Source organism: Paenibacillus sp. FSL R5-0923 (genome assembly GCF_038009145.1).
In the GTDB taxonomy this organism is placed as follows: domain Bacteria; phylum Bacillota; class Bacilli; order Paenibacillales; family Paenibacillaceae; genus Paenibacillus_AQ.
This window is the reverse complement of sequence record NZ_JBBPAT010000002.1, coordinates 501,747-527,789: the sequence shown is the minus strand read 5'-3', so window position 1 is coordinate 527,789 and position 26,043 is coordinate 501,747. Positions and strand designations below refer to the sequence as shown.

The 26,043-nt window shown below is 44.2% G+C and carries 25 protein-coding genes; 8 read left to right on the top strand and 17 right to left on the bottom strand.

Going from position 1 to position 26,043, the window contains the following annotated elements; all coding sequences use genetic code 11:
* The first annotated feature begins 90 nt into the window (after window positions 1-90).
* From MKX35_RS27350 to MKX35_RS27340, 3 genes are all read left to right on the top strand, one after another.
* Window positions 91-1,224, top strand: coding sequence for a copper amine oxidase N-terminal domain-containing protein (locus tag MKX35_RS27350; protein WP_076298391.1), 1,134 nt, complete (start codon window positions 91-93; stop codon window positions 1,222-1,224).
* Complete coding sequence (locus tag MKX35_RS27345; protein ID WP_076298392.1) at window positions 1,221-2,003, top strand: TatD family hydrolase; 783 nt, start codon at window positions 1,221-1,223, stop codon at window positions 2,001-2,003. Before MKX35_RS27350 ends, MKX35_RS27345 begins: the two co-directional genes overlap by 4 nt.
* A gap of 96 nt (window positions 2,004-2,099) precedes the next feature.
* A protein-coding gene (locus MKX35_RS27340; RefSeq protein WP_143759361.1) for an IS3 family transposase occupies window positions 2,100-3,658 on the top strand; the annotation gives its coding sequence in 2 pieces (ribosomal slippage) (window positions 2,100-2,733 and window positions 2,733-3,658; 1,560 coding nt in all).
* A gap of 96 nt (window positions 3,659-3,754) precedes the next feature.
* Here the strand turns inward: MKX35_RS27340 and MKX35_RS27335 are convergent.
* The 4 genes from MKX35_RS27335 to MKX35_RS27320 all read right to left on the bottom strand — a co-directional run bounded on the left by MKX35_RS27335 (window position 3,755) and on the right by MKX35_RS27320 (window position 8,054).
* A complete protein-coding gene (locus MKX35_RS27335) occupies window positions 3,755-4,321 on the bottom strand; it encodes a histidine phosphatase family protein (protein ID WP_076301079.1) in 567 nt (188 codons plus the stop codon).
* Between the two features lie 372 nt (window positions 4,322-4,693).
* On the bottom strand, window positions 4,694-5,992 hold the full coding sequence (locus MKX35_RS27330) for an MFS transporter (RefSeq protein ID WP_076301078.1): 1,299 nt from the start codon (window positions 5,990-5,992) through the stop codon (window positions 4,694-4,696).
* Between the two features lie 81 nt (window positions 5,993-6,073).
* On the bottom strand, window positions 6,074-7,225 hold the full coding sequence (locus MKX35_RS27325) for a winged helix-turn-helix domain-containing protein (protein ID WP_076301077.1): 1,152 nt from the start codon (window positions 7,223-7,225) through the stop codon (window positions 6,074-6,076).
* Window positions 7,226-7,370: 145 nt separating this feature from the next.
* Window positions 7,371-8,054, bottom strand: coding sequence for a YjgB family protein (locus tag MKX35_RS27320; protein WP_076301076.1), 684 nt, complete (start codon window positions 8,052-8,054; stop codon window positions 7,371-7,373).
* Window positions 8,055-8,367: 313 nt separating this feature from the next.
* Here MKX35_RS27320 and MKX35_RS27315 point away from each other — a divergent pair, with 313 nt between their 5' ends.
* From MKX35_RS27315 to MKX35_RS27305, 3 genes are read left to right on the top strand one after another with little or no spacing between them, the layout of a single operon-like run.
* On the top strand, window positions 8,368-8,865 hold the full coding sequence (locus tag MKX35_RS27315; RefSeq protein WP_256716436.1) for a sigma-70 family RNA polymerase sigma factor: 498 nt from the start codon (window positions 8,368-8,370) through the stop codon (window positions 8,863-8,865).
* A complete protein-coding gene (locus MKX35_RS27310) occupies window positions 8,862-9,218 on the top strand; it encodes a hypothetical protein (RefSeq protein ID WP_076301074.1) in 357 nt (118 codons plus the stop codon). The genes MKX35_RS27315 and MKX35_RS27310 overlap by 4 nt, the downstream gene beginning before the upstream one ends.
* Window positions 9,208-11,511, top strand: a complete 2,304-nt coding sequence (locus MKX35_RS27305) for a hypothetical protein (protein ID WP_076301073.1) — start codon at window positions 9,208-9,210, stop codon at window positions 11,509-11,511. Before MKX35_RS27310 ends, MKX35_RS27305 begins: the two co-directional genes overlap by 11 nt.
* A gap of 86 nt (window positions 11,512-11,597) precedes the next feature.
* Here MKX35_RS27305 and MKX35_RS27300 read toward each other — a convergent pair whose 3' ends face one another.
* The 13 genes from MKX35_RS27300 to MKX35_RS27240 all read right to left on the bottom strand — a co-directional run bounded on the left by MKX35_RS27300 (window position 11,598) and on the right by MKX35_RS27240 (window position 23,194).
* A complete protein-coding gene (locus tag MKX35_RS27300; protein WP_042185448.1) occupies window positions 11,598-12,407 on the bottom strand; it encodes an SDR family NAD(P)-dependent oxidoreductase in 810 nt (269 codons plus the stop codon).
* Window positions 12,408-12,453: 46 nt separating this feature from the next.
* On the bottom strand, window positions 12,454-12,888 hold the full coding sequence (locus MKX35_RS27295; protein WP_042185446.1) for a MarR family winged helix-turn-helix transcriptional regulator: 435 nt from the start codon (window positions 12,886-12,888) through the stop codon (window positions 12,454-12,456).
* 131 nt (window positions 12,889-13,019) lie between these two features.
* Complete coding sequence (locus tag MKX35_RS27290; RefSeq protein ID WP_076301072.1) at window positions 13,020-13,559, bottom strand: RDD family protein; 540 nt, start codon at window positions 13,557-13,559, stop codon at window positions 13,020-13,022.
* Between the two features lie 27 nt (window positions 13,560-13,586).
* A complete protein-coding gene (locus MKX35_RS27285; protein WP_076301071.1) occupies window positions 13,587-14,105 on the bottom strand; it encodes a hypothetical protein in 519 nt (172 codons plus the stop codon).
* Window positions 14,102-14,479, bottom strand: coding sequence for a hypothetical protein (locus MKX35_RS27280; protein ID WP_081383091.1), 378 nt, complete (start codon window positions 14,477-14,479; stop codon window positions 14,102-14,104). The genes MKX35_RS27285 and MKX35_RS27280 overlap by 4 nt, the downstream gene beginning before the upstream one ends.
* A gap of 80 nt (window positions 14,480-14,559) precedes the next feature.
* Window positions 14,560-16,410, bottom strand: a complete 1,851-nt coding sequence (abc-f, locus tag MKX35_RS27275; protein WP_076301070.1) for a ribosomal protection-like ABC-F family protein — start codon at window positions 16,408-16,410, stop codon at window positions 14,560-14,562.
* A gap of 384 nt (window positions 16,411-16,794) precedes the next feature.
* On the bottom strand, window positions 16,795-17,709 hold the full coding sequence (locus MKX35_RS27270) for a L,D-transpeptidase family protein (RefSeq protein ID WP_256716435.1): 915 nt from the start codon (window positions 17,707-17,709) through the stop codon (window positions 16,795-16,797).
* Window positions 17,710-17,913: 204 nt separating this feature from the next.
* The gene (locus tag MKX35_RS27265) at window positions 17,914-18,306 is read right to left on the bottom strand and encodes a VOC family protein (protein ID WP_076301069.1); all 393 of its coding nucleotides are present in this window, start codon (window positions 18,304-18,306) and stop codon (window positions 17,914-17,916) included.
* Window positions 18,307-18,455: 149 nt separating this feature from the next.
* A complete protein-coding gene (locus MKX35_RS27260) occupies window positions 18,456-19,154 on the bottom strand; it encodes a copper homeostasis protein CutC (RefSeq protein WP_076301068.1) in 699 nt (232 codons plus the stop codon).
* Window positions 19,155-19,307: 153 nt separating this feature from the next.
* Window positions 19,308-20,276 carry a sugar phosphate isomerase/epimerase family protein gene (locus MKX35_RS27255; RefSeq protein WP_076301067.1) on the bottom strand — a complete coding sequence of 323 codons (969 nt, stop codon included), beginning with the start codon at window positions 20,274-20,276 and terminating at the stop codon, window positions 19,308-19,310.
* Window positions 20,277-21,008, bottom strand: coding sequence for a ThuA domain-containing protein (locus MKX35_RS27250; RefSeq protein ID WP_042124690.1), 732 nt, complete (start codon window positions 21,006-21,008; stop codon window positions 20,277-20,279).
* A 145-nt stretch (window positions 21,009-21,153) separates the two neighbouring features.
* Window positions 21,154-22,233: a Gfo/Idh/MocA family protein gene (locus MKX35_RS27245; protein WP_042185435.1), complete on the bottom strand. Its 1,080-nt coding sequence runs from the start codon at window positions 22,231-22,233 to the stop codon at window positions 21,154-21,156.
* 7 nt (window positions 22,234-22,240) lie between these two features.
* Window positions 22,241-23,194 carry an AraC family transcriptional regulator gene (locus MKX35_RS27240; protein WP_076284002.1) on the bottom strand — a complete coding sequence of 318 codons (954 nt, stop codon included), beginning with the start codon at window positions 23,192-23,194 and terminating at the stop codon, window positions 22,241-22,243.
* A 392-nt stretch (window positions 23,195-23,586) separates the two neighbouring features.
* On the opposite strand from MKX35_RS27240, the gene MKX35_RS27235 reads away from it, so the two are divergent.
* Both MKX35_RS27235 and MKX35_RS27230 read left to right on the top strand, forming a co-directional pair.
* On the top strand, window positions 23,587-24,591 hold the full coding sequence (locus MKX35_RS27235) for a LacI family DNA-binding transcriptional regulator (RefSeq protein ID WP_076284001.1): 1,005 nt from the start codon (window positions 23,587-23,589) through the stop codon (window positions 24,589-24,591).
* A gap of 155 nt (window positions 24,592-24,746) precedes the next feature.
* Window positions 24,747-26,006 (top strand): ABC transporter substrate-binding protein, encoded by a 1,260-nt coding sequence (locus tag MKX35_RS27230; protein WP_076284000.1) that lies wholly within the window; start codon window positions 24,747-24,749, stop codon window positions 26,004-26,006.
* Window positions 26,007-26,043: the final 37 nt, after the last annotated feature.

Here is a 26,043-nt window from a genome sequence, read left to right as displayed (position 1 = left end):
CTTGTCTCTGCTTTGTTTACAGAAAGTGACCTACTACGCGCTGATTTAATCTATACTTAAGAGGATTGGACTTAATCCTCGGAGGTAATTATGAATAAAATCATCGTAATCGGAGCTATCACGCTCTTTTTAGCCGGATGCGGAGCATCGGCATCTATAGATATGGATACAACAATGGCAATTAACCAAACACAAACTACTGAAGCACCACTGAAGCTAATCGTTGATGGAGAAACCGTTCTTCCTTCTCTCCCACCTTTTTTCTCAGGTGATAAGGTCTATGTACCTGCAAAAGTACTCATGGAGTACTACTCATCTGAACAACAATGGGATAATGCTACGAAAACCTTAACCATCTCTGATGGAAGCAGTAAATATGTTTTGAAGCCAGGTAATGAGTATATGCAAGGTGACGGTTATCAAAATGAGCTGGGGGGACCTGCAATTCTACGAAATGGTATTATATATATTCCGGCAGACTCTCTAAACTCTCTCTCTGGTGCCACTGCGCAGCTGAATGCCTCGCAAAATGAAGTTTCCATTACATCAGGGGATGTTAGTACTACCGTAAGAACACCCAGCGAACCTCTCGCGATTGCTACAGAAAATGACCAAGTTAAGCTGTATACTGCCCTCAAAAATGGCGGTACCTACGAAGGATTTGTTGTAGAGGTGAACGGTAACAAGCATACGTTTAATTGGGAAGCACCAAGATTGTTAGGTTACACTCCTGAGATTCATTATGCCGATATAGATCAGGATGGGCAGGAAGAAGTTGTTGTCATACTGTGGCTAGGAACAGGTACGGGCATGTCTATGCAGGAGCTTCACGTCATTAAGCCTGACCAGTGGAAAGAAATGAATGTACCTTCCGCAGATAAAGCTGTCTCAGCATTTGTTACCTCAAAAATCTCCAATGAAAAAGGCGATGCCTTAATTCAAATTCAGGTAAAAAGTTCAACTCCATCTATGGTTACTATGCGATATCCGGATCGTGGCGAGGATGGCAATCTTGGCGAAAAAGCCGGGATTGGTGCTGTGACTTACTACATGGTAGAAGAAGGCAAGCTGAAAGCTGAAACCAATGTTTATATTGGATTTTTAGAGAGTATTGGCACATTAACCTTTTCCTACAGATCAGGGAATGATGGAATGGAACCTGAATCCATTCGTTTTGAGCCTCATGAGGAGTATGCCTCTTATGTGGTGGGTAAGCAGCTATGATTGATGCCCATGTACATTTAGAGCAATATGAGCCTGAGATTTCGGAACAAATGTTGAGTGAGTTTCCTAACTTGGGGATCGAAGCCCTGATTGCTGTCTCCATGAATTTAGACTCTTGCGTTCGCACTCAAAAGCTTGCCGCTACCTATCCCGGAGTGGTACGTCCAGCTTATGGTTTTCATCCAGAGCAACCCATACCGCAGAAAGCTGAGTTATCCTCTTTGCTGGAATGGATTGAGCGTCAAGCCCGGGAGGATTTCATCGCTGTAGGTGAAATTGGACTGCCTTATTATTCGCGTGCTGAAGCGCTGGAGCGCGGCGAAGCTTTTGATATGGAGCCTTACATTCAGCTTCTTGATCAGTTGCTTGAGCTTGCCGTCCGTATAGATAAACCAGTGGTCCTGCACGCTGTCTATGAGGATGCGCTGATTGCCTGTGATCTATTAGAGAAACATGGTATAAAGCGTGCCCACTTCCACTGGTTCAAGGGACCCGAAGAAGCCATTGCCCGTATGATTAAGAATGGCTACTACATCTCTTTCACCCCTGACATCCTTTATGAGACGGAGATCCAAGAGCTTGCCCGCCGCTATCCCCCAGAGCTTGTCATGGCGGAGACCGATGGTCCTTGGCCATTTGAAGGACCTTTTGCGGGTAGAGTCACGCATCCATCTATGATTTCTGATGTCGCCGCTGCTTGGGGAGTACTGCATGGCTACACTTCCAGCCAAGCAGAAGAGATACTGACTGCGAATACTAAGCGATTTTATAGCTTGTAAATAAACAAAAGGATGGTTCCTAGCGAATGTGATATGCTCCCCATATAGTAGACAGGCGAAATAATAAAAACCTGCTGCTGTATGGGGAGTATTTTTATGGAACAAAAGAAGTATACGGCACTCGAAAAATTAACGATTCTCCAAGAAATTGAACGGGGCGACATTGGTTTGAAAGCTGCGGCCCGAAAATATGGATTATCCAAAACCTCTGTAGTGAAGTGGCGGCAACGTTATCAATTGTATGGGTACGAAGGGCTGGAAGTTCGAATCCACAACCGTACGTATTCCGCAGAACTTAAACTCCATGCCGTTAAGGATTATCTCGAGGGAGGATTGTCACAAAACCAAATCATCTGCAAGTATAAGATTGCAAGTTCAACCCAACTTGCCAACTGGATTAGGAAGTATAATGGTCATAGCAACAGCTTAACAGCTCATTCAGGAGGATCTAAAGCTATGACCAAAGGACGCGTAACCACTTGGCAGGAACGGATAGATATCGTGCTGTACTGCCTTTCGAACGGAGAAGACTACACGAAGGCGGCAAGCCATTTTCACGTGTCTTACCAACAAGTATATAGCTGGGTAAAGAAGTACGAAGCAGGCGGTGAAGAGGCGTTACGAGACGGCAGAGGACGTACTAAAGCGCCCGAAGAACTTACGGAAGCAGATCGCCACAAACTCGCGATGCAAAAGCTGGAGTACGAGAATGCACGCCTGCGTGCGGAGAATGCTTTTCTAAAAAAGTTAGAGGAACTCGAAAGGAGGAGACGTTAAGAACCATTCGCCAGGAGATCATCTATCTGGCCATTCAAGCCGTTCAGCAGGAACAGTCTTGCTCCATTCGACTTATGTGTGAAATCGTAGGGATTTCACGGTCAAGTTACTATAAATGGTTGAATCGCAAACCCAGTTCCCGAGAGACCGAAAACGAGAAACTGACAGAGGCTATGCTTCTCTTGTATGAGAAGGTGGAACGAACCTTTGGGTATCGTCAATTGACCCTGCATTTGCGCAGACAAATGAACAAATCTATTAACGCAAAACGAGTATACCGGCTCATGAGACGCCAAGGTATCCAGTCTGTCATCCGCAGAAAAAGAAAGAAGTATGTAGGCTCCACGCCTCAGCAGGTCGCGGAGAATGTGCTGAACCGTAATTTTGAGGCGGAAGCTCCAAACCAAAAATGGGTAACGGATGTAACAGAATTCAAATACGGCAAGGGTAAGAAGGCGTATTTAAGTGCAATAAAAGATCTGTATGACAATTCCATTGTTGCTTACGTTCTGGGCCATTCCAATAATAATTCGCTAGTTTTTAACACGCTGGAATTAGCATTGCAGGCAGCGTCGGAGAGCCGAACCTTACTCCATAGCGACCGCGGTTTCCAGTATACCTCTCTGCATTTTAAGAAGATGCTGGACGATGCAGAACTGAAGCAAAGCATGTCCCGAGTAGGCTGCTGCATTGACAATGGGCCGATGGAATCCTTCTGGGGAACATTGAAATGTGAGAAGTACTACTTACATACCTACCAGACCTTTGAAGAACTCCAAACAGATATTGATACCTACATTCACTTTTACAATAACGAACGGTTACAGGCAAAATTAAACGGCCTCAGTCCCATTGAATTTAGGACTAAGGCCGCTTAAACTACTTTTATTTTTTGTACTGTCTACTTGACGGGGTGCAGTTCAAATGCCAGGCCATCCTTTTGAATAATCACAGCTTTATCCCAATTTGGGAGTTCACAACCTCTCCACACCCATTAACGTTCCGCCTGTGAATTCCATTCTATAAATATCCGGCTTTGTAGTTTGTAGTAGAAAATCCAGATTATATTTAGCGTCAAAATAATTCATCATAAGCGTCATGACTGCACCGTGAGTGCCAATCGCAACCTTTTGCCCACTGTGTTGTTTCAGTATATCTTGCAGCACGCTAACTGATCGCTTCTGACACGCATAAATGGACTCTCCACCAACCGGAACAAAATTTGGATCAGCAAACATTGTTTCCAGTAATGGAAATAGCTCCTGGTCAGGCATGATCATATTTCCATCCGAAAAATGGATTTCCCGAAGATCTTCAACACTTTGAATCTCTGCCCCTAACTCCTGCGCCAAGCCAGAAACCGTATGTATAGCCCGAAGATATGGACTTGAATAAAAGACTTCAATTCCTTCGAGACGTAATTTCTCCGTTATCTTACGGGCATCCGCCTCCCCCTTCGCTGTTAATCCACGTGTTCTCTCAGTTCCTCCGGGCAGCTTGGGTGACTCTCCATGCCTTACCATAAAAATAAAAGTTGTCATTCTTTCCCCTCCTCTACTTTTACATTTCTCGTGTTCTATCCGAACTCCTTCATAAAAAAAGCCCTTACGGGCAAGAATCGATCCTAGCGAGCTAGGAAATCTCTTAATTGCACTCTATACAACTATTAAGCGTAAAAAGAGATCTGCTAAGCAAATAAGTGTAGTTTCTGCAACTAAAAACCATCATTTCTACCCCAAAAGAGAAAAAATCAAATTATAGCTGCACATAATACAACTAAAGTTCGCTTTGAACGATGGAACAGCATTTAATTGCAGATTCTGCAACTAAATGCTAGGTAAGCCCGCTAGGTAGTCTGTGCTACTCAAGCTTTCTAGTCTGGCTAGTTTGCCTGACCTTCACTATCTGTAGCCTCAAGTATCCACCACTTTAACCTTCCCCGGTTGCTCCGTTGAGCTATCACTTTTCTCTTTCTGCACAGGCCACAGCACGCGGCCAAATACTATCCCCAGCACACCTATCAAAGCGATTACGATACCAAAGTTTAAAAAGATTCGACTAGGCCCAGCAGCCTGAACCAGCATTCCACCGAGGAGTGGAGCGCCAATCATAACTCCGCTAAGAATGGTACTCTGAATACCGAACACACGCCCTGTCATGTGCGGGGGAGTTTCTTTTTGTAAACAATAATTGAAGGTAATCATAAACATTCCGTTTCCGAGACCCAGTACGAATCCTAGCAGCAGTACAGGAAGGCTAGTAACGCCTGGCTGAAGCAGGCCAAGCCCTCCGACCGATACACCAATAAGTGCATAACCCGTACCTAGCTTCCAACCGTAGCCTGTTCCCCGGTTCATTTTGCTCATGACCATGATCATCAATATTGCACCCACGCCAGTTGCCGCGACAAGCCAGCCCAGCATAGATTCCTCAGCAGGTGCGATAATTCTGAATAGACTTGTAAACTGAAAATCGATCATCTGAATAGCTAACGCACCAACTAAACCAAAGAGCATGCTGTTTAGCAGCAGTCTGCTGCGCAGCATAAAGCTCCAGCCTTCCTTCCACATCGTGCGGAGAGAAACATGCTCCTCTGGATCCCCCTTGCTCTCTGAGCTGACTTGTCCTGCTTCACTATTTTTAACAGTAAGTAGGAGCAAGTAAGAGCATCCTCTAAGACAAGCATTGATCAAAATACACCACTGTGGCGTCAACACAGACAATGCAAAACCACCCAGCAATGGCCCAGCGATTTTGGAACCCTGATTTACGATTCCATTAAGTGAAGTGGCTTGAAGCAGCTGATCCTCTCTAACCATACTGCGGGTCATCGACTGCTGGGCAGGCACATTTAACGTCGAGATAGCAGCACGCAACATCAGTAAAGGGAGTAGCCACACCATACTGGGAGCGAAAAGAACTAGTACTGTTAACAATGCCGTTAGTAGGTCACACATCCGCATTAGCTTTAGCTTATTTAGTCGGTCAGCGGCTACCCCCGCCACTGAGCCGAGCAGAATCCCAGGTAAAGCTATGGAGACTGGAATCAAAGCCAGCATTAACGGACTAGCCTGCCAGCGGTACCCTACGAGTACTTGAATCGCCAGTGCATCGAACCAATCCCCAAAAGTGGCTGTCGCATATGCGCTGTACACACGCATATACACTTTGTTTTTTAGCAGACTCGTTCCTGCTTGTGATGAAGCATTCATCGGACATTCCTCCAAGTTACGATTAAGAACAAGAACATATGAATCATGATCTTAATGTAACGGAGAATTGTCAGAGAATTATCAGAGAGCTGTCACGATATTCATAAGCACGTTTTCCAAGGATTGCTCCAAACGATGGAATCCCCGCTCTTCCTTCTCACGTTCAAATAAATCTGCATATTTCTGATGCAAAGCTGACTGGGGAGAAAACTCGTTACAATAGTGAACAATTCGGTATAACGCATATATCCGCATCGGCACGAATCCTGACATCTCTAGCACCTGAAGCGCCTCATCCAATAACTGCTCTGCTTCACGCCAAGACTTGCGCCGTAGACACCACAAGCCTCTTGCAACTTTATAACTGCCGATCTCACGCAAAAAAGGTTTCTCCTGCAAAAGCACTTCAATGTCTTTCGCCATCCGCTCCAATTCCTGATCTTTTGTCCCCATCCACAAGTGTACGAGCATTTCGGAAATGGCCGTTACAGGAATGAAGTTCTCATACCCAGGCTCTTTAATCACTTCATGCGTTAGCTTTAATCGTTCTATTGCTTTTTCCGGTTGCCCGGCCAATGTGTACAAATCCAGAATATTAAGGATCTCCATTTCACGATGCTGGGGCGGCAAAAGAATCTTTTTCTCAAGGACTAGCTCACAGAACTCTAATTTCTTCTTCGGATCACCCAAAAATATATAACAGATCATCAAAGAATAGAAACGCTCTTCAATCTCAACTTCCTCTGTGTTCAGAAGCCATTCCAAATCTCCCTGCACAAAATGAATATAGATCGAATAGAACGGATCCATTTCATAACCCAAAACATCCTGTTGTCGCGCTAAGGTTAACATGGATCGTCCTTGGCCGTATTGATGATATTTTACGAATACCTCCCGCATCGTCTCTTGCATCTTTGCGTCATATGTAGTCGGATTGGTCATAGTTACTGAGGGTTCCCGCATCGTTAGACTATAGCCAAATCCACGAACAGTCTTAATATCCAAGCCTTGTAGCTTGCTAAGCTTTTTACGAAGGCGATAAATATGATCATCTACCGTTCGCTCTACTGGGTATTCTAGGGGCCATACCTTATCCAGCAGTTGTTCTCGACTGAACGTACGCCCTCTATTTTTGTACAAGAACTGAAAAAGCGTAAATTCTTTAGGGAATAATTCGATCGTTATCCCATCTCCGGTCACTTTATATTCACTTTCGATTAATTCCAGCTGCATGATAGAACCTCTCTTTCCCCCGAATCCGCTCATTGGTTACATTATATCAGCCCATCCAAGGCGTACTCCAGATTAAAAATAAACATACAAAAAGAGCAATCCGCAGATTTCTCTGCATGATTGCTCCTTGCACCCACTGCTGGTCTTATCCAGCCATATTATTAGTAGAATCCTGTTCACTAAAAACAGAGATGTGACCTACCTTACCCGTCGAGTTTGGAATAATGAATTTCAACTGGAATTGATCATTGGCTTGATAAGTGTAGATCTTATCCTCACCATTTACTTTGGTATCATCCGGCTTGCCCAGTGTGGACTCGATCTGTTTCAGTGTTAGCTCTTGCAGCGCAGCATCACTGGAACGAACATCGAAGATTAGGCTCCCTTTATTGAATCCGAATACGACATGTTCATCAGTGTAGGTAGCATAAATACCTTTTCCCGCTGGCTCTTGTTGATCAGGTTTACCCCAATCGGCTTCTACCTCATCAATTAGTCCGGTATGAGCAGCATATTCAACACCGGGCACCTTCCCCTTTTTAGCAAGCTCAAGTAATTCTTGAAGTTGTTTGTCGCTATTCTGCGGATTCGCATTGGCTGTATCTTTATTAGTCTCCATAGGGGAAGCGGTCACTGCTGGTGCGGTTTCCGAAGGAGTGGCTGATGGGCTAACTTCTGGTTCTGCGGTTGCTGTTACCGTTTCAGTTGGCGCCGTAGTTGGGGAAGCAGAAGCAGAATTAGCTTGCTCATTGTTCGAGCTGCATCCAGCTAATCCAATCATTCCTGTGAGCAAAATAGAAGCTGCTAAAAATTTAATCTGTACTGACATGATGTCATCTCCTTAGTAGGTTAGCTCAAAACCAGCTTGCAAAAAAATGAAACTGAAAATATAGACGATACTGAAATGAAAAAGTTTCATCAGCCAAGGAGGGCTTGGCTTGGTCTAAATATCATTTACCCAAATCAGCTGAACATCAATAAATTACGGGACATCATCTCGGGAGATACTCCCCCTTAGTAAAAATATTCCACACAAACGCAACCTTAATCCTCCAAGCCGCATCTTATTAGTAAAGGGAGGGGAGCTTCATCTGAATATTATAGAGAGAATAAAAGCAAAGGATGAGTCAGCTCTCCGCCTATTGATGGACGATTACGGGGATATGCTGCTCCGAACTGCCTGCTTACTGCTCAAAGATCGACAGAGTGCCGAAGAGGCGGTACAAGATACTTTTATTCAAGCCTATGCCAAAATGAATCAGTTGCAGGATCCGGAACGGTTAAGGGCTTGGCTCATTCGCATCGTAGTCAACCGCTGCCGCATGAAGCAACGGACTTGGAGCTGGCGTAATATTTTCCCCTCGGGTGGGTCAGAGCTACAAGCCAGCGATGATGCGGGCTTCACTGCCGGGGCAGAAGAGCTTTTTATGGTGGAATGGCATAATGTTAGACTCGCCGAGTTCATCAGGAATCTCGATTATGTATACCGCGAATGTCTGACGTTATATTACTTTCATGAGATGAGCATCCGTGAAATTTCCGAGCAATTGAATACACCGGAGAATACGATTAAATCCCGGTTAGTTAGAGGACGGACACTCTTAAAAAAGATGTTGGAGAAGGAGGGACATTTCTTATGAATACGGGGAACACGGAGAATACGAAACGCGGAGCTATCAAGCAACAGCTAGATGAAGAACTACAACCCATACACTTCGAAGGACATGAACGCGTCCTCAAGATGACCCACCCTCCAACCTTTGGAGCTCGTCTCTTGGCTTTCTGGAATAAAGAAATCGAGATCCCTTTGAAACCTATAGGCGCCATTGGTGCCATTATTCTAGTCGTATCATTGACTCTGCATCAACCAGAGGTTAAACATCAACCACAACAAAACGTCCAGCAGCATCCGAACCGTGAACTTATTGAGGCTGGAGGTAATACGTACTGGAAGGATATCTATGATCAGGCGGTGAAGAGACATGCGAATTAAGATCAAAATCAAACATCTAGTGTCATTCGTGCTACTCCCGGCCTCCCTGCTCATTCTTCTATTTAACTTTCTGCCCTCCTCAAAGGCACAAATGGAGGAAAGCCCAGCTATTCAATCTAACCTGGCCCGTACAGAACTTCTGAAAAAGCTAGAGTCTACAACTGGCAGTAAACGTATGGAGCTTATTCAAACAAATATCATCGATAAGGAGCATGGCTACGATCCCTATAGATACGACGTAAATATTGGCCCCTCTATGAGTCAGTGGAATCATGATGAACCGAGTATTTCCGACTTGCAGTCAGAGGATAAAATCGCGTTGCTAGAGGAATACATCCTTGATGGGCCAGCGAATAATACACGTATATTTGCGGTTAAGCTGCTTGCCTACGAATATGATGCTCTTGGTCGTAGGGACGACGGAGATCAAGCGCTAAACACCGCCGCGAAACAGTTAGACAGTAATTCTAGCGTGGCAAAAGAACTGGCGCTGCTTCAAGCAGAACGTGCCCTGAATCGTGGGGATACAACAGCCGCTGAATCTATTCTTGAACAAACCACATTTCCATACGAGAATCAGAAAGATTTAGAAGCGCAAAAAGCATGGCTTACCGGGCGCCTGCTCTTCACGAAAGGCAAAGCGCAGGAAGCCCTTGCCGTAGTAACCAATGGCTTGGTGAGCTACAAAAAATACTGGCAGGATATTCATAAACAAATGAGTCTTGTCATTAGTAACTCTGATAAAGACAGCGAAGCAGCGGGCTCATCATCAAGTTCAGCACCAACGATTGGCACTTCAGAAGCCGAAATGCAGCTTGAAGCGCTAATATCTGCCATTCAGTCAGCTGTAGATATGGGAAGTACCTCAACAGCTGTCGTATCTGGAACCCTAACCCGAAGCGATGGGACACCAATCTCGCGCGCAGGTATTTTTCTCCGTGCTGAAAGCGAGGTTAATCACAGCATCACAGCTGCTGAACCGTACCGAATCGTTACCGACGATGAAGGGCGTTTCGAATTCCACGGTGTGATTCCGGGCTTCTATCAATTGCAGCTTGGACTTAGCTATGATCAGATCGACGGATGGACTTGGCCTGTACAGTATGACGATTGGATTGAAGTTAAACGAGATGATAGGTTGAATGAGAGCATTGTTCTACAACCTCTGCTTGAGCTTCAGTCTCCTATTAATCAGGAGACGATAACGGGTCAGTCTGTAGATTTCCACTGGAAGGCTGTTGAAGGTGCGGCTTACTATCGTTTAAGCGGTGGGGTCTCAATGGTGGGGAGCTCCTTCAGTTCGCAGATTCGGGACCATATCACGGACAATCAAGTCTCTATTCCAGTAGATGAACTCTATTACAATAGTGGTTTCTCCTACGGCAGTGGCGGAGAGGGCTTTGAATCGATTGATCCTCTATCTTTTCTCGTGTTCATGAATCCTGAAGCACGCTTTTCTTGGAATATCGAAGCATTTGATGCGGATGGACATCTGCTTACCCGCAGTAATGGCTACAGATTGAACGAAGACACCGTTGGTAATCTGCCCTTCTTCTATCTCAAGGAACGAGAATTAACCACAGCCGATAGACTATTGCTAAATAAGAAACCTGATCAAGCCATAGAAATTTACCAAAAGAATGTTGCAGATGATCCAGAGGATGCTCATGCCCTGCACATGCTTGTGAAGCTGATGCTCGCTAAATCCTCCCTGACGAAGGATGACTCATTAGAAGATCAGGCAATTCCGCTACTCCAAAAGCTCATACAGTTGCATCCTTATTCTAATTATGCCTTCACGTTGTCACAGTACTATTTTGACCATGCGGACTGGAAATCATATAACGAGTATTATTCCCGCTACATTGAGCTGAGTCAAACTAAGGGGGATGACTATGACCGCTCGATAAATGCTACAGCTCTCATGCATCAAGGCAAGCTAGAAGAAGCACGCGAACAATTCGCTATGGCTCTAGAGCATGATGGCAGCCATCGTTTTATTGGCAGCTATTTGGCGGCAGAATTATACGTTGGTGAGTCGCTCTCTTCTGTAATGACACTAGCTGAACATTACCCCGAACACAGCTTCGGTCATAATGGGTATCGTTGGCCGCAAATGCTTAAACAGCTCATAGCTGAACGAACGAAACAGCCTAACAACTTTGACCAAGAGCTGAAGGAAAAACTCGGATGGTATGTAAATGGTCAGACGGATGTGCTGAAGCAATGGATTGATAGCACAAAATCCTCAGCACTGAAAACCTTTATACAGGCTGTTTTAGCGGTAAGCTAACTTAGCCTAACTCACTTATACAAACAAAAATCCGGTCCCTCTCGTTTAACACGAGCATGGACCGGATTTTTTAATTACGCATGATTCTATTTACCTTTAGCTTCCATCATGTAATTCTGGAAGTCCGTAATGCTCGGGTTGGACATATAGTGACCACCCTCTACTTCAATCGTTTGACCAGTAATGAATTTAGATTCATCCGATGCCAGGAACAACACTGTGTTTCCGATATCATCCGCTTCTCCATGGTAAGGCAGAGCGTTGAACTTCTGGAAAATATCCAGCACAGCTGGCGGCATATTTCTTGCAGCCGCAGGTGTTAAGATCAGGCCCGGAGCCACTCCATTGCAACGAATCTTATCTTTACCATATTGTGTGGCGATGTAACGAGTTAGGTTCACAACAGCTGCCTTAGAGGAGCCATAAGCCGTGCGCAATGAATCTCCAGCAAATGCTGACATGGAAGCTGTGTTAATGATCGAGCCCCCGCCCGCTTTAATCATATGTGGAATGGCAAACCGGCTGCCTAACAGAACACTTTTGGTGTTCACATTCATCAAGCGATCCCATTCTTCCAAATCTATGTTGACGACATCTAGGTCTTTTTGCAGATTAGTTAGACCTACATTGTTAAATAAGACTGTAATCGTGCCATACTGAGCGACTGTGAAATCAACAGCTTCCTTGATCGAATCCGCTTGGGATGCATCCAGGAAAAGACCTTCCGCCTCTCCACCTTCACTTTTAATCTTAGCCGCTGCTTCTTTGGCAGCCTCTACATTAAAATCGGCGATGACAACTTTGGCTCCTTCTCTAGCCATTAAAGTAGCGGCTGATAAGCCAATACCTGAAGCGCCTCCAGTTACTAATGCAACCTTACCTTGAACTCTTCCCATATTCATACCCCTTTATAATGTGATTAAGATTCTTAGATGACTTCATTTATGTTTCAGAGCTATCAAAGCTCGTTAACAACTTTTCATAGATTTTCAAGAATTGCTGCAGTTCTTCTTCATCGAGCTTCTGAAACATTTCAGCTCGGAGCTCCTGCCCTTTTAGCTGTGCTTCCTTCAGTACATCTCTGCCTTTGTCCGTGATAGACAGCAGTACATTTCGGCGATCATCCTCGTTATATTTGCGCTCGGCCATTTCCTGCTTAATTAAGCGATTGGCAATATTCGTCATCGCCCCCGGCGTATAACCTAGCTTCTTAGCCAAAGTAGTTTGCTTCTGGGGACCCTTTTTATTCAATTCTCCCAAGACGAGAACAGGAGATATCCCAATATTGTGGTCAAAAGCATTCATCCATCGAACAATAATTTCATTCGTGAATAATTCAACTGCATGTATGAGTCTAAAAATATCTGGGTTTTCCAAGACATCCTCCTTAGATATTTCATAATTATTGGCTGCTTCGACATATATTTTAACACTAAAATATTTAATAGTAAATTGTTTAATGGTAAAATACTTAATATTAAAAAAAAGAATGCTTATAAAAGCATCCTTTAGATTGCGGATTTATCAACAACATAAGTACCAGCCATCATATCGTGAAGCGCCCGTTTACGGGGAGTAAATGCGACAAATAGATAATCCACAAGCATGATGAGGCCAAGTATTTTACTGAGGTCAGTAGCTAAAGGTGCCCATAAATTAAGAGTGGTGGAAATCACAGTGAGATCGTAGAGGCTCACGCCAACAATCATTGAAAAAATCGTACTCATGATTCGGAAAATATTTCGAATTAGTGCTTCCTTCAACGTTGGGATATTCCCTTGCTGATTGACAATTTTCATCTTTAAAACCAGCTTCCCAGGCGTTCCGCCAAATCTAACGATCATAAAAACATCAAACACGACGAAGAAAATATACTCAAGGATGATGGGAATCTCCGAATGCAAGGATATAGCTAATGAATTGAATATCCAGTATACAATAACCGCAGGTATCAGAATGATAAGGAGATCAAGAATAGTAGCGAGAACTCTTTTCCAAAAGCCTATGAAATCCTCCTGTTCCAAACGTTCAACTTTATAATTATCCATTTTAGGGCCTCACTCTCTATGCTTACTTTATTCATACATCCTGATTATCCGCTCTTCAATAGTAGTTTCCAGTTCCTTATTATTCTTTAAAATCACCCGTCTATCAGAAAAATTATTCGTTAATTCAATTATTCTATGTATCGCTTCCTGATCATATCCCCGATTCCATTCAAAAATCATCACATACAGATTCTTAAACGATTGCTTATAATTCGCTTGCTCAAATCCAAGTCTTGTCTTTATAAACCTAGTAATGACCCTCAAATCCCTGAATACTCGATTAGGTCTCAGAATAACGATTAAATCTGCTTTTCCAAAGCTCTCTTGCCCCCACTTATAATGTACGCCTTCCAGGATCCATGACGGTTTATCGAGGATCTCCTTCAATTGCGCATCCCTTTCTTCAACAGAATAACGGAGGTTTTCGCCATTTCTATCCCATACCAAATTATCTGTTTCGTAATAATTCACACCATACTTTTTGGACAGCTCTCTAGCGATATAAGATTTGCCACTTCCACAGGCCCCGATGATTCTAATCCTCATAGGCTTAGCCGCACGATCGGCAGGATGATAAGTCCAAGCGATATAACAGTTGTGATTCTCGTAGTGAGGATCGTTAGCTTTTGATTTTTCTGCGATTTGTACCAACCTTTAAACTGAAAATGATTCCGATACAGCATAAAAAATATCAATAAATTCCCGAGCGCCATACTCCAGTTATACACAGGCTGACCAAATATAGATTGATATATAAATCTCTCTACCCCGCCTAAAATAAACAAGGTCAACACAAGCAATACACACATTCGAAGTAATTCCAATATAAAAGAGCCGAATTTTGTCATTTCTACAGCCTTCCCTTCAAGATTTTCTATTCGCAAAACATCCATATTCATCCAATTATACACTTTGACCATGATGACTCCTATCGGAATATTCGAAAAACAACCCAGCCCAAGATACCTTCTATCCTGAGCTAGGTTGTGTCGGTTCTTCCCTATGAGTGTATAGTTTTTTCCTTACCCTCTATTTCCTGAATCTGCGCCCTCAGATTAACGATTTCCGCCATTAACGCTTCATTCTCCTCCTCTGTATCCCTAGTTCCGCTCTGGATCAGTTGATTCAGACGCAGCTGCAGAAGAACGAAGTCGTCCTCAAGGGCCTGTTCTTTACGGGTAAGCACTCGACTCCTGTCTTTCGAGATGTATTCCTCGTAGGAGCCTTGAAAAAACTTCGGTGCCTGAGTCGGTGCTAGTATTACCAAACGATTAGCTACTTTAGTGTGAAGGTACCGGTCATGTGAGACCATCACAATTCCTCCCGGATATACCCTTAGCGCTTCTTCTACTCGTTCCCTAGTGTCAATGTCCAGATAATTGGTGGGTTCATCCAGTACTAATAGGTTAGCTTTTCCAAAGTACAGTTTAAGGAAAGCTACACGACATTTCTCCCCCAGACTTAAATCACCAATTCGTTTAAAGACATCATCCCGCGAAAATAAAAAGCAGCCCAGAATCGTTCGTGCCTCCGTTTGGGTCATACCTGGCAGTTCAAGCAAACTATCCAGAATGGTGGACGACACCGCTAGATTATCGAGCTCTTGCGCAAAATAACCAACCTTCGTACGCGGATGCAGCCGCACTTCACCTTTGCTAGGTTGATGAATACCAGCAATCAGCTTCAGCAAAGAAGACTTACCGACACCATTAGGACCCAGAATAGCGAGACGATCTCCTCGACTCAATGTCAAACTGAAATTTTTCAGTACAGGCGCACTACCCTTATATGCAAAATCAATCTCGCGGAGTGACAGCAAAGTGTCCGCCATAAACGCTTCACTTTCCAGCTTCATCTTCAGCTTACTTGTCTCGCGTGGTAATTCCACACGGTTCTTATTTAAGCGTTCGAGTGCAGCTTCCTTCGCATGAAGACGAGATACGTTCTTCTTTGATTTCGCACGCAGGAAATCATGCTGTCCGGCAGCACGGTGTGCCTGTTGGAACCATTCGGAATACCTTCTGATGCTCTCCAGCAGCTTCTCCTTTTCCTGTTCCTGCTTCTTATATTGTCCCTCTAGCGTTCGCGCCTCTACCTCCTTCTGCTCCCGATACTGCGTATATCCACCCGAATACCGGCGACACCCCTCTGGACTAAGCTCCAGCAACGCCGTCGCCGTTCGATCGATGAACGTACGATCATGCGAAACATAAAGCACAGTTCCGGGATAGGTATGGACCCATTGTTCCAACCACTCCATCGTTTCTCCATCTAAGTGATTCGTCGGCTCATCTAGAATCAACAGCTTCGGCTGCTGAGCTAACAATGCGGCCAATTGAACGCGTGTCTTTTGCCCACCGCTTAGCGATGGATACGGCACATTCCAAACCGAACGCTCAAGTTTGAGCTGCTTCAAGCATTTTTCCGCTTTTGCCTCCCAGTCATAACCACCAAGCTGCAAGTATTGATCGTACACTTCGGCGTATTCAGTAAGTCCCGCTTCACTCTCGTCGTTCTGCTCCTGCAACCTCTGACTGAGAATTTCAAGCCTGCGCTTCAATTGGGGGAGCTCTGGCGATCCGGCGATTACGTAATCCAAGGCGGTCACTTCTTCGGATACTTCTAGCTGCTGATCCAGCACACCCCATTCCTCACGTGGCAAACCATGATAGATACTTCCCTCCTCAAAGAGGAGGCGACCGATCAGCCCCTTAAGTAATGTGGTTTTGCCGACTCCATTACGACCGAACAAGAGCACACGCTCTCCTTCTGATATCTCAAAGGACACCTTCTCGAATAACAGGGTCCCGTTCCATTCTTTACGTAAATTTTTTGTTTTTATTAGGGTCATATTCCATTCCTCCGATTATATTGCAAATAAAAAACCGCAGCCAGCGGTCTGCGGTCAAATAGCGTATGATGGGGAGGGAAATATGCCATAACATGAATAGACTACGGCCGTGATCACCTGCTGTATGCAGAGTAAACCAAACAATAGATAGATCTATTCATATAAAAGCAACGTAAGACCCCCGACCGACACACGTATCCCTGACCGTTATCACCCTGAACGGGTGATCCGTGACTTGTGCATATGCACTTCACAAGCTCTATGGTCTTCTTCTAGGAAACGTGTTAGTTATTCATTAGTCGGTGGTCCTCCGTCATTGTCCGAATTGGTTTGAATGAATATAGTATATACCCATTTAAGCCAGAATTAAAAGTTCAAGAATAGTTATAAAATAATCTTTACCGACTGAGACTGTGAACTCCATTGCACCTGAATACCAAATAATTCGGGCAAGATGCTCAGCGGAATCATCAATCGACCATTTTCATTACGGGACGCTGGTATCGTAAGCGTCTTTCCATTTACAACAGCCTGATCGGATAAAGGCTGATGTGCCACCGTACGATTTCCTATCGTAATTAGCAGTGCACCTGTTCCAGCTTTGCTCTGTAAAGTTCCACCTAACAAGGCTACAGATTCTCTCAGCGGAACAAATACACGGGAGTTATCCATTAAAAAAGGATCTTTTAGCTTTGTCGTGACTCCATCCAGCTCAAAAGCTCCAGCAAACATCTTACTTCCTACGGAATACCCATTTTTAGTCGCAATACTCTCCATAGCCAGTGTGCTTGTTGTAATAATGACCCTTGTATTTTTAGCTATTTTTGGGTACAGCCAGTGGATGTCATCATTATGCATTCGAATACATCCGGCGCTGACATACTTTCCTATGGAGGACTCATTATTATTGCCGTGAATCGCATATGTGGTACCATAAGTTCCGTTCACTTCTAGCCCTAGCCAGCGGTCGCCAAGTGGATTGGCCGGATCACCCCCGGGTATTTTCTCTTTGTAATAGGGTCTGTTCTTTACTTTAACTACCATTTTGAAGCTGCCTTCAGGCGTCAGTTCCTTTGATTTTCCTGTTGCGACTGGAAAAGTCTTCACAAGCTTGCCATCACTGAAATACGCGAGTTTGTTTGTCTTTTTGTTCACGATAATCAGATCTGATCCAGCAGCAGCTTCCGCCTTTCCCACACCTGTAAAACATGCAGCGAACAGAAGTCCAAATACAAGCATCAGCTTCATGTTCCGCTGTAATAATGATTCAAACCGGCCACCCGAAACGAAAAATCCCAATTTTCTCCACCTCCATATATAAAGACGAAATCATTTCAATTTTGTTGCATACCAACCTGTACCTATTCTTTTCAACTCGTCCCCCACATTTGACGCAGAGATTGCAATACTGTAACCAAGTGAACGCACATTAAAAAAGCCGACCTTTGGATAACCAAAGATCAGCTCTATATTTTATATGCTCAGTATTTCATGATTAGACAACTAATGTTTCTTACCTGAACCAAATGCAATCACGTATCCATCCGGATCTTTAATCGCAAAATCCTTCCAGCTCCCCCAGTCTGCTTCCTGAAGATCAGGCTCTTGAACAAATTCTGCTCCTTTACCCTTTAACTCTTCATATAGCTCGTCAAGCTCAGGATGAGTCTCTACATAAGCATAGGTGTCCCACGGAGTGATCTGACCTTGTCCGGCTATATTTGGTTGTACATCTTCCGTACGAGCTGCTTGAATTAGCTTAAATCCCAGTGCAAATTCATCGCGTACCGCCCACCAATCATTCACTTCACAGCTTAACACTGTAGCGTAAAATTCCTTGGACCGCTCCAGATTGGATACCAGCCTTACTTGAACCGAAAACTGTACCTTACTCACTGTGGATCATCCTCCGATTGTCATATTTGGCTTGATCAACATTCGTAAATTTAATATTCCGATTTTATAATATCATCCAATATAAGGAAATTAAATCGAAATCAACGGACAAGCCTATCGAAGAATGAAATCAATAAGTACCGGTGAGGTTACTGCTCTTTTCTTTGATCCAAAAAGTTTCGAACAACCTGCAAGCGAAGAGGATCTATCGGCTTTAGCGCATCTCCATCTTCTCTAACGGCAGAACCGAAATGCACTCGGCGCACACCCGTTTGTTTTATAAAATCACTTAACCCATCTGCCGTTAACCCACTGCCAGCAAGAATAGATATAGATTGCTTCGAGGTAAGCTGCTCCAGCGCAGCAAGACGTTCCGCACCTTTAGGGGCTGTATTCTCGGCTCCTGATGTTAGAATGTCAGTAATTTGAGGATAACGCATCAATATTTCTAACGCCTCAAATTGATCCCTCACTTCATCAAAAGCACGATGGAATGTCACCTCCAAACCTTTTGCAGTACGAAGTAACCTTTGAAGTGACTCTTCGTCAATTGTTCCATCAGGGCGTAACATGCCCATTACGACAGATACCCCGCCGATAGATACGATATGCTGAATATCCTGCTCCATGGTTTCTATATCATCCTTATCATAATAAAAGGATCTGGCATGGGGTCTAACCATTACCCTGACCGGGATAGAGACAGCATTGCGCACTTTTTCAATAAGTCCCAGACTGGGCGTCAATCCCCCTTCACTGATCCCAGTGATCAATTCAATTCGATCAGCTCCATAACGCTCGGCCAGTACTGCATCACTTAATGTTGTAGCAATAACTTCTAGTAACATTGTTGTCTCTCCTTCATTTATCTTAGAACCTTGCTTTCTGCTATTTTCTTCATCCGCACATTATCCTAACCCACCTCCATATAAACACGCAAAAAAAGATCTTGATCCTCTACAAACACTAGAGAATCAAGACCTTTCGTTCTTAAACTATCCTTACGCCCACCACATACCTTGTGGTTGATCGCGAATAAGAATGGATTGCAAATTGGTTACTGCACGATGGAAGCCTTCGTCTACCGTCATAAGAGGGTCTTCATGCTCAATGCTGACCACATAATCATAACCGTAAGTACGCAGCGCACTCATGATATCCGACCATTCAGATATGCTGTGTCCACAGCCAACGGAGCGGAAGGTCCATGCGCGGGTCTGTACATCGCCGTAAGGCTGCATATCCGTCAGGCCATACATATTAATATTGTCCTGATCCAGGTACGTGTCCTTGGCATGGAAATGATGGATCGCACCAGCTTTACCAAGAATCTTGATCGCGCCTACAGGATCGATGCCTTGCCACCACAGATGGCTCGGGTCTAGATTCGCGCCGATCGCATCACAGGTTGCTTCTCTAAGCTTCAGAATCGTGTAAGGAGTATGGCAGAGGAATCCGCCATGAAGCTCGATACCGATCTTAACGCCATGCTCCTCAGCCAACTTACCAATTTCCTTCCAGTAAGGGATCAGTTTATGCTCCCACTGCCAGGTTTTGATATCGCTGTACACGGTAGGCCAGGGTGTAACTGGCCAGTTCGGTGCTTTTGCATCGTCGCTGTCTCCCGCGGTTCCCGAGAAAGTGTTCACTACCTTAACGCCCATTAGCGAAGCTAGCTTGATCGACTTACGCAGAATTTCGTCGCCTTCACGAGCTTCTTCTTTATCCGGCGAAATCGGGTTATTATGGCAACTGAATGCACTGATCATAATGCCACGTTTCGTGAACTTCTCCAGATATTCCTTACGTGCTGATTCGCTGGCAAGCAGCTCATCTGTTGGACAGTGGGCATTTCCGGGATTGCCTCCTGAACCGATCTCTACCGCATTCAAACCAGCAGCAGCGATTTTATCAAGCATCTCATCGAGAGTCAAACTTCCAAATACAGGATCAAATACGCCTAATTTCATTTATAATACCACCTTTTCTTTGATTGGCTCCAAAGCTTCAGAATGTCCGTAAACTGGATAATCACGCTTCGTTGGTGCACACCAGTTCACGCCATTGATGATCACTCTTTGGATTTCTTTGTTGTAATAGGTTGGATAAGATTCATGACCGGGTTGGAAATAAAAGATCTTCCCGTTCCCACGACGATAGGTCGATCCGCTTGGGAACACATTGCCGCCTTCAAACCAGCCGACAAAAATTAGACTCTCTGGTGCTGGCACATCAAAGTGTGCTCCGTACATTTCCTCTTGCTCCAAATCGATATATTCACCAATGCCCTCAGCAATCGGGTGACTTGGGTCCATGACCCAAAGACGCTCCTTCTCCCCTGCTTCACGCCACTTTAGATCACAGCTGGTGCCCATTAACTTCATGAATATTTTGGACATATGACCCGAATGAAGCACCACTAGCCCCATGCCTTGAAGCACTCTTTGGTGAACACGATTTACAATCTCATCACTAACTTCTTGATGGGCAACATGTCCCCACCAAATCAGTACATCTGTGTTATCCAGCACTTCTTGTGTCAGTCCATGCTCCGGTTCATCCAGCGTAGCTGTCTGAGCGTCCAGTCCAGCTTCCTGAAGGAAGCTTGCCAATTGTCCGTGAATCCCTTGCGGATAGACCTTGAGAATTCTCTCTTCCTGCCGTTCATGGCGGAATTCATTCCATACCGTTACTCTGGTCACTTTGGACACACTCCTAGTTCATAGTTATCTATGTCGTTAAACTTGACTGTTTATTCAAGAAGAAACGCCGTTGTCATCCTTAAAAGATGACAAACGTTTCTCGTAGAAAAGTAAGGATTAAGTATAACGTGGAACTTATACTTTCTTACTTTTCAAAAAATACAGGCATGCCAGTTTCAGAGGATTTATAAATAGCCTCCAAGATGCGGGTAACAACGAGCGCCTGCTCTGGCTTCACTACAGGCTCGGTGTCATTGACGATGCTTTCGATCCACTGAGTAGCCTCGGTCAATGCAGGATCATCTCCCGCGCCATCATAAAAGTCAACGCCACCGGCTTCCAGGCTGATATGCTTCTCGAATGTCTTGCCGTATTCTTCTCCGTTAATGCGCAGACCGTTTTCCATATCCGCTCCACCTTCAGTACCGCAAAGCACAGTTTTAGCTTCACCAACATCAAGGGTATTCAGCGCCCAGCTTGCTTCGAGAACGATGCTAGCTCCATTCTCCATAGTAATAAACCCAATGGCGGAATCCTCAACTGTAAATTTTTCTGGATCCCACGGGCCCCAAGCGTTCGCAGCGTTTTTACGACCGGACAGCTTATGATAAGCGTTACCGACAACATATTTTGGTTTGTAGTTATCCATCATCCATAGAGTCAAATCGAGGGCATGAGTACCAATATCAATCAATGGACCTCCGCCTTGCGCTTCCTCATCCAGAAACACGCCCCACGTTGGAACGGCACGACGTCGGATCGCCTTAGCTTTAGCATAATAAATCTCTCCAAGACCATCATTCTCGCATACCGTATGCAGATAAGCTGAATCTGGTCTGAAACGGTTTTGGTAACCGATGGTCAGCTTCTTCCCAGTTCGTTTTGAAGCATCGATCATTGCTTGCGCTTCTGCTGTGGTCTTAGCCATCGGCTTTTCACACATTACATGCTTGCCTGCCTCCATTGCCGCAATGGAAATCTCTGCATGGGAAATGTTTGGTGTACATACATGAATTACATCTATACTTGCATCTTTAAGAAGCTCTTTATAATCTGTGTAAACCACGGAGCCCTCATCCCCAAACTCCGCTTTTGCCTTCTCAGCACGCTCTGGAACGATATCGCAAAAAGCAACCATTCGAGCACCTTCCACTTTTGATAGCGCTGGCATATGTTTGCCGTTTGCAATGCCTCCGCAGCCGATAATTCCTACTGTTAATGTCATTTTTATTCTAACCTCCACTTGTTCCTGTTTTGATATCTCTATCATACAAAGCCCGGGGGCGTCTTTCTTCCTGCATTCTTGCTGTATTATTCCCGAATATTGTCTTATGGTATTTTAGGGGGGATATCCCCGTGGCATCTTTGAAAAAATGATGGAATGTCTTCACGCTGCCAAACCCGGCGGCTTCCGCCACCGCAGACATCGGCAAATCTTCATTGATTAAGATCCATTTAGCTTTGTTAAGCCGATATTCGTTTAAGAAAGCTATAAAGGTCATACCAGTATTCTTCTTGAATAGCTTGGTAAAATAATACGGACTAAAGCCCATATAGCTAGCTACCTCATTCAGCGTAATGGCTTCCTGGTAATGCTGCTCTACATAGATAAAAATCCGCTCTAATCTTTCCAGTGTTTCTCTGGACTGGTTCAGCGTATCTTCCGAGAACTTAGGCTGTTTATTGAGTGCACTCTTCGGCACTTCCCGTAAAATAACGGTCAATAGTTCAAACAATCTAGCTTTGATTAAGTAAGCGTACCCATCTCTTCGCTGCACGTCTTCCTCATAAATACTCTCAATCAGCCCTTTGATCTTCACGGCGGTTGCTTCGGGCCATTTTGAACTAGAATGCTCCATAAGCGTAAAAACCTCACGAAGCGAATAATCATTTCCGCTCAAAGCTGCGACTTCCTGAAACAGGTTAAGATCGAATTGAATTACTACCCGTTCGCTTTCAGGTGAAGCGAGAAAATAATGAACATCCCCACCGTTGATAAATTGAACCTCACCCTGCTCCATGTGAATAGGGGTATCATTTATTCCCAGATTTAGACTTCCTTTAGTTACATATATAATTTCAATTTCTTTATGCCAATGCGGATAGCACAGCGTATCTCCTCCACATAGTAAACTTCTAAAAGGAAAATGCTTATCCACATCTGGAATTTCGAGATAAATATTCATAAGCGCAGCTCCTTATCCGGTTAAACACTAAACCAACGATAAACATGTCAATCCGATTTCACGTAAGCGTTTACTGTCTAAATGTTAGTCCTCTAATATTCTTTTGTCAATTCTGGGTCTCTGTATTCTTAATATCCTGCTCCAACTACATTTCTTCCTCTTATACACCACTTTAACAGAGATTTTCTGGTAATTTAATCGGTTTCATTCTATTAAAAAATAATTACCTTTCATGGTTCTTATCATTCACATATTTTTTAAGTGGAGTTGACAAGCATACCTGTCAGGATTTATATTCAGGGTAAGCGTTTACGTAATACTTTTTAATGAATTTGATTTTCGAAGCGTAAACGTTTAATCTAAGGCTAACCGTAATCTAAGGAGTCGTATGAATGAACCCAACAATTAAAGATGTTGCACAAAAAGCGAACGTTTCCATTGCAACAGTCTCTCGCGTGCTAAACAATTTAAGTGGGTACTCCGACAAGACGAAACAAAAGGTAAATGAAGCTATCAAAGAACTCGGCTATCAACCTAACGCGATTGCTCGTGGTCTAATCAATAAGCGTACGCAGACCATTGGTGTAATGTTTCCAAGTGTTTCTGGAGCGTTCTCCTCCGATCTGCTTAAAGGCATTGAGGAATTGGCCAATGACCGCAATTACAGTGTAATGGTCTGTAATACCGACCAGGATGGTAAACGAACGTTAAAGTACTTACAGCTCTTAAGGGAGAAGCAGGTCGATGGCATTATTTACTCTAGTGAGGTCTTGAAGAAAGAGTATTACGATGTGCTAGAAACCATGAAGATCCCAGTTGTGTTGGTTTCTTCCCAAACGGAATTTGCCAGTGTACCTTACGTGAAAGTAGACGATTACCAGGCTGCTTATGATGCTACCCTCTACTTAATTTCCAAAGGTCATAGCAAAATAGCCATGATCAGCGGAAATCCAAGCGATGCTATCGCTGGTGCACCCAGAGCCGAGGGATATCGTAAAGCGCTTGAAGCGAGTGGGATTCCTTTCGACAGCCGCTATCTCACCTTTGGAGACTTTCTGTATGAAAGCGGGAGCATTGCAATGGAAGCTCTCTTGGAGCAAGCCCCTGATGTCACTGCCGTCTTTGCCGCTAGTGATGAAATGGCGATTGGTGCTCTTTCCACGGTCATCAAATATGGTTTAAGTGTTCCCGACGATATATCCATTATGGGTTATGACGATCTTGGAATGGCGAAAATGATTATTCCTCCGTTAACTACAGTGCGTCAACCACTGTACGATATTGGTAAGATCGCCGTGGAGAAGCTTATTCAGATGATTGAAACAGGCGAGACTGTAGATAGCAAAATTGTCGATCACTTAATCGTGGAAAGACAAACGGTAAGATCACTTACCTGAGTCTTTTTACCCCTTTTACGTAAACGTTTACTCTCTCTATTGGTGATGCATATCTGCCGCCTATAAGTAGCAGAATATCAATTAGTTTTCATTTACGTACATGTTTAATCTCTTACATGTTCATAATACCAACAAATTATTAGGAGGATTTAATCATGAAAAAAACAATCAAACCCGTAGTGGTTAGCGTACTGGCTATGTCCGTACTTAGTGCCTGTGGTAGCAATGCGGCTGACAACAGCGCAAATAGTGGTGGAAATGCCTCCTCCGGTGAAAAGGTAAAAGTCGAGTTTTTCCAAAATAAAACCGAAGCCAAAGCCACCTTCGACAAGCTGGTTGCGAAATTCAATGAAGCCAATCCAAATATTGTTGTCACACAGGTTAACCCGCCAGATGCTGAAACCGTATTGAAAACTCGTGCAGCGAAGAAAGATATTCCTGACGTGGTAGGGATCGGAGCAACTGACACCTACAAGACGTTATCTGGCAGCGGTCTTTTTGAAGATTTCACAGGTGATCCACTCGCTGAGAATATCCAGCCAGCATATCTCCAAATGCTGAAAGACCTGACGGGTTCGGACGAACTGAATGGTCTCCCATTCTCTTCAAACGCAAGTGGTGTTATTTACAATAAAGCGATGTTCGCTGAAGCCGGTGTTACTGTTCCAACTACTTGGGATGAGTTCATGGCTGTCGCTCAAAAGTTCAAAGACAGCGGTAAAAATGCTTTTTACCTGACACTGAAGGATTCATGGACAACACTTACGCCGTTCAACTCCCTCTCCACGATCATTAAAGGGAATGATTTCTTCAAGGAGCGTGCGGCAGGCACTGTAACCTTCGCAGACAGCTTTAACGAGGTTGCTGAAAAGCTGCTTAAGCTGACGGAATACGGACAAAAAGATATTTTTGGTAAAGGTTACAATGACGGAAACACAGCATTCGCTAAAGGTGAATCCGCAATGTACCTGCAAGGCGTATGGGCGATCCCAGAAATCGTGAAAGCCAATCCATCCATTGAACTTGGCGTATTCCCATTCCCAGCAACAAATGATGCTGCCGATAACAAAGTCATTTCTGGCGTAGATACGTTGCTGACGATTTCCAAGAACACTAAACATAAAGAAGAAGCAAAGAAATTCGTAGACTTCCTGCTTCAACCTGAGAATGTTAGCCTATACATCAATGAGCAAAAAGCATTCCCAGCTGTAAAAGGTGTAACACAAGATGATCCAACGATGGATGGCTTCAAAGAAGCGTTTACCGCTGGCAACTTGGCTGACTTTGCTGACCACTACATCCCAAGTGCGATGAAAGTGGATACCATCAACCAATCCTTCTTGCAAAAGAAAGACATTAAAGCTTACCTAGAACAGCTTGATAAGGAATGGGATAAAGTAGCTAACCGGAAATAAACTGATCAGACAAACATGAACCGCGAAAGAGAACGGG

What these genes read in the sequence shown, in the direction of transcription:
- MKX35_RS27240 (WP_076284002.1), bottom strand. Translation starts at nt 23,194, where the DNA reads ATGAATATTTATCTCGAAATTCCAGATGTGGATAAGCATTTTCCTTTT.
- MKX35_RS27255 (WP_076301067.1), bottom strand. Translation starts at nt 20,276, where the DNA reads ATGAAATTAGGCGTATTTGATCCTGTATTTGGAAGTTTGACTCTCGAT.
- MKX35_RS27325 (WP_076301077.1), bottom strand. Translation starts at nt 7,225, where the DNA reads ATGCAGCTGGAATTAATCGAAAGTGAATATAAAGTGACCGGAGATGGG.
- MKX35_RS27235 (WP_076284001.1), top strand. Translation starts at nt 23,587, where the DNA reads ATGAACCCAACAATTAAAGATGTTGCACAAAAAGCGAACGTTTCCATT.
- MKX35_RS27300 (WP_042185448.1), bottom strand. Translation starts at nt 12,407, where the DNA reads ATGGGAAGAGTTCAAGGTAAGGTTGCATTAGTAACTGGAGGCGCTTCA.
- MKX35_RS27330 (WP_076301078.1), bottom strand. Translation starts at nt 5,992, where the DNA reads ATGAATGCTTCATCACAAGCAGGAACGAGTCTGCTAAAAAACAAAGTG.
- MKX35_RS27260 (WP_076301068.1), bottom strand. Translation starts at nt 19,154, where the DNA reads ATGTTACTAGAAGTTATTGCTACAACATTAAGTGATGCAGTACTGGCC.
- MKX35_RS27245 (WP_042185435.1), bottom strand. Translation starts at nt 22,233, where the DNA reads ATGACATTAACAGTAGGAATTATCGGCTGCGGAGGCATTGCAAACGGC.
- abc-f (WP_076301070.1), bottom strand. Translation starts at nt 16,410, where the DNA reads ATGACCCTAATAAAAACAAAAAATTTACGTAAAGAATGGAACGGGACC.
- MKX35_RS27320 (WP_076301076.1), bottom strand. Translation starts at nt 8,054, where the DNA reads ATGTCAGTACAGATTAAATTTTTAGCAGCTTCTATTTTGCTCACAGGA.
- MKX35_RS27230 (WP_076284000.1), top strand. Translation starts at nt 24,747, where the DNA reads ATGAAAAAAACAATCAAACCCGTAGTGGTTAGCGTACTGGCTATGTCC.
- MKX35_RS27345 (WP_076298392.1), top strand. Translation starts at nt 1,221, where the DNA reads ATGATTGATGCCCATGTACATTTAGAGCAATATGAGCCTGAGATTTCG.
- MKX35_RS27305 (WP_076301073.1), top strand. Translation starts at nt 9,208, where the DNA reads ATGCGAATTAAGATCAAAATCAAACATCTAGTGTCATTCGTGCTACTC.
- MKX35_RS27350 (WP_076298391.1), top strand. Translation starts at nt 91, where the DNA reads ATGAATAAAATCATCGTAATCGGAGCTATCACGCTCTTTTTAGCCGGA.
- MKX35_RS27310 (WP_076301074.1), top strand. Translation starts at nt 8,862, where the DNA reads ATGAATACGGGGAACACGGAGAATACGAAACGCGGAGCTATCAAGCAA.
- MKX35_RS27290 (WP_076301072.1), bottom strand. Translation starts at nt 13,559, where the DNA reads ATGGATAATTATAAAGTTGAACGTTTGGAACAGGAGGATTTCATAGGC.
- MKX35_RS27285 (WP_076301071.1), bottom strand. Translation starts at nt 14,105, where the DNA reads ATGAGGATTAGAATCATCGGGGCCTGTGGAAGTGGCAAATCTTATATC.
- MKX35_RS27335 (WP_076301079.1), bottom strand. Translation starts at nt 4,321, where the DNA reads ATGACAACTTTTATTTTTATGGTAAGGCATGGAGAGTCACCCAAGCTG.
- MKX35_RS27280 (WP_081383091.1), bottom strand. Translation starts at nt 14,479, where the DNA reads ATGGTCAAAGTGTATAATTGGATGAATATGGATGTTTTGCGAATAGAA.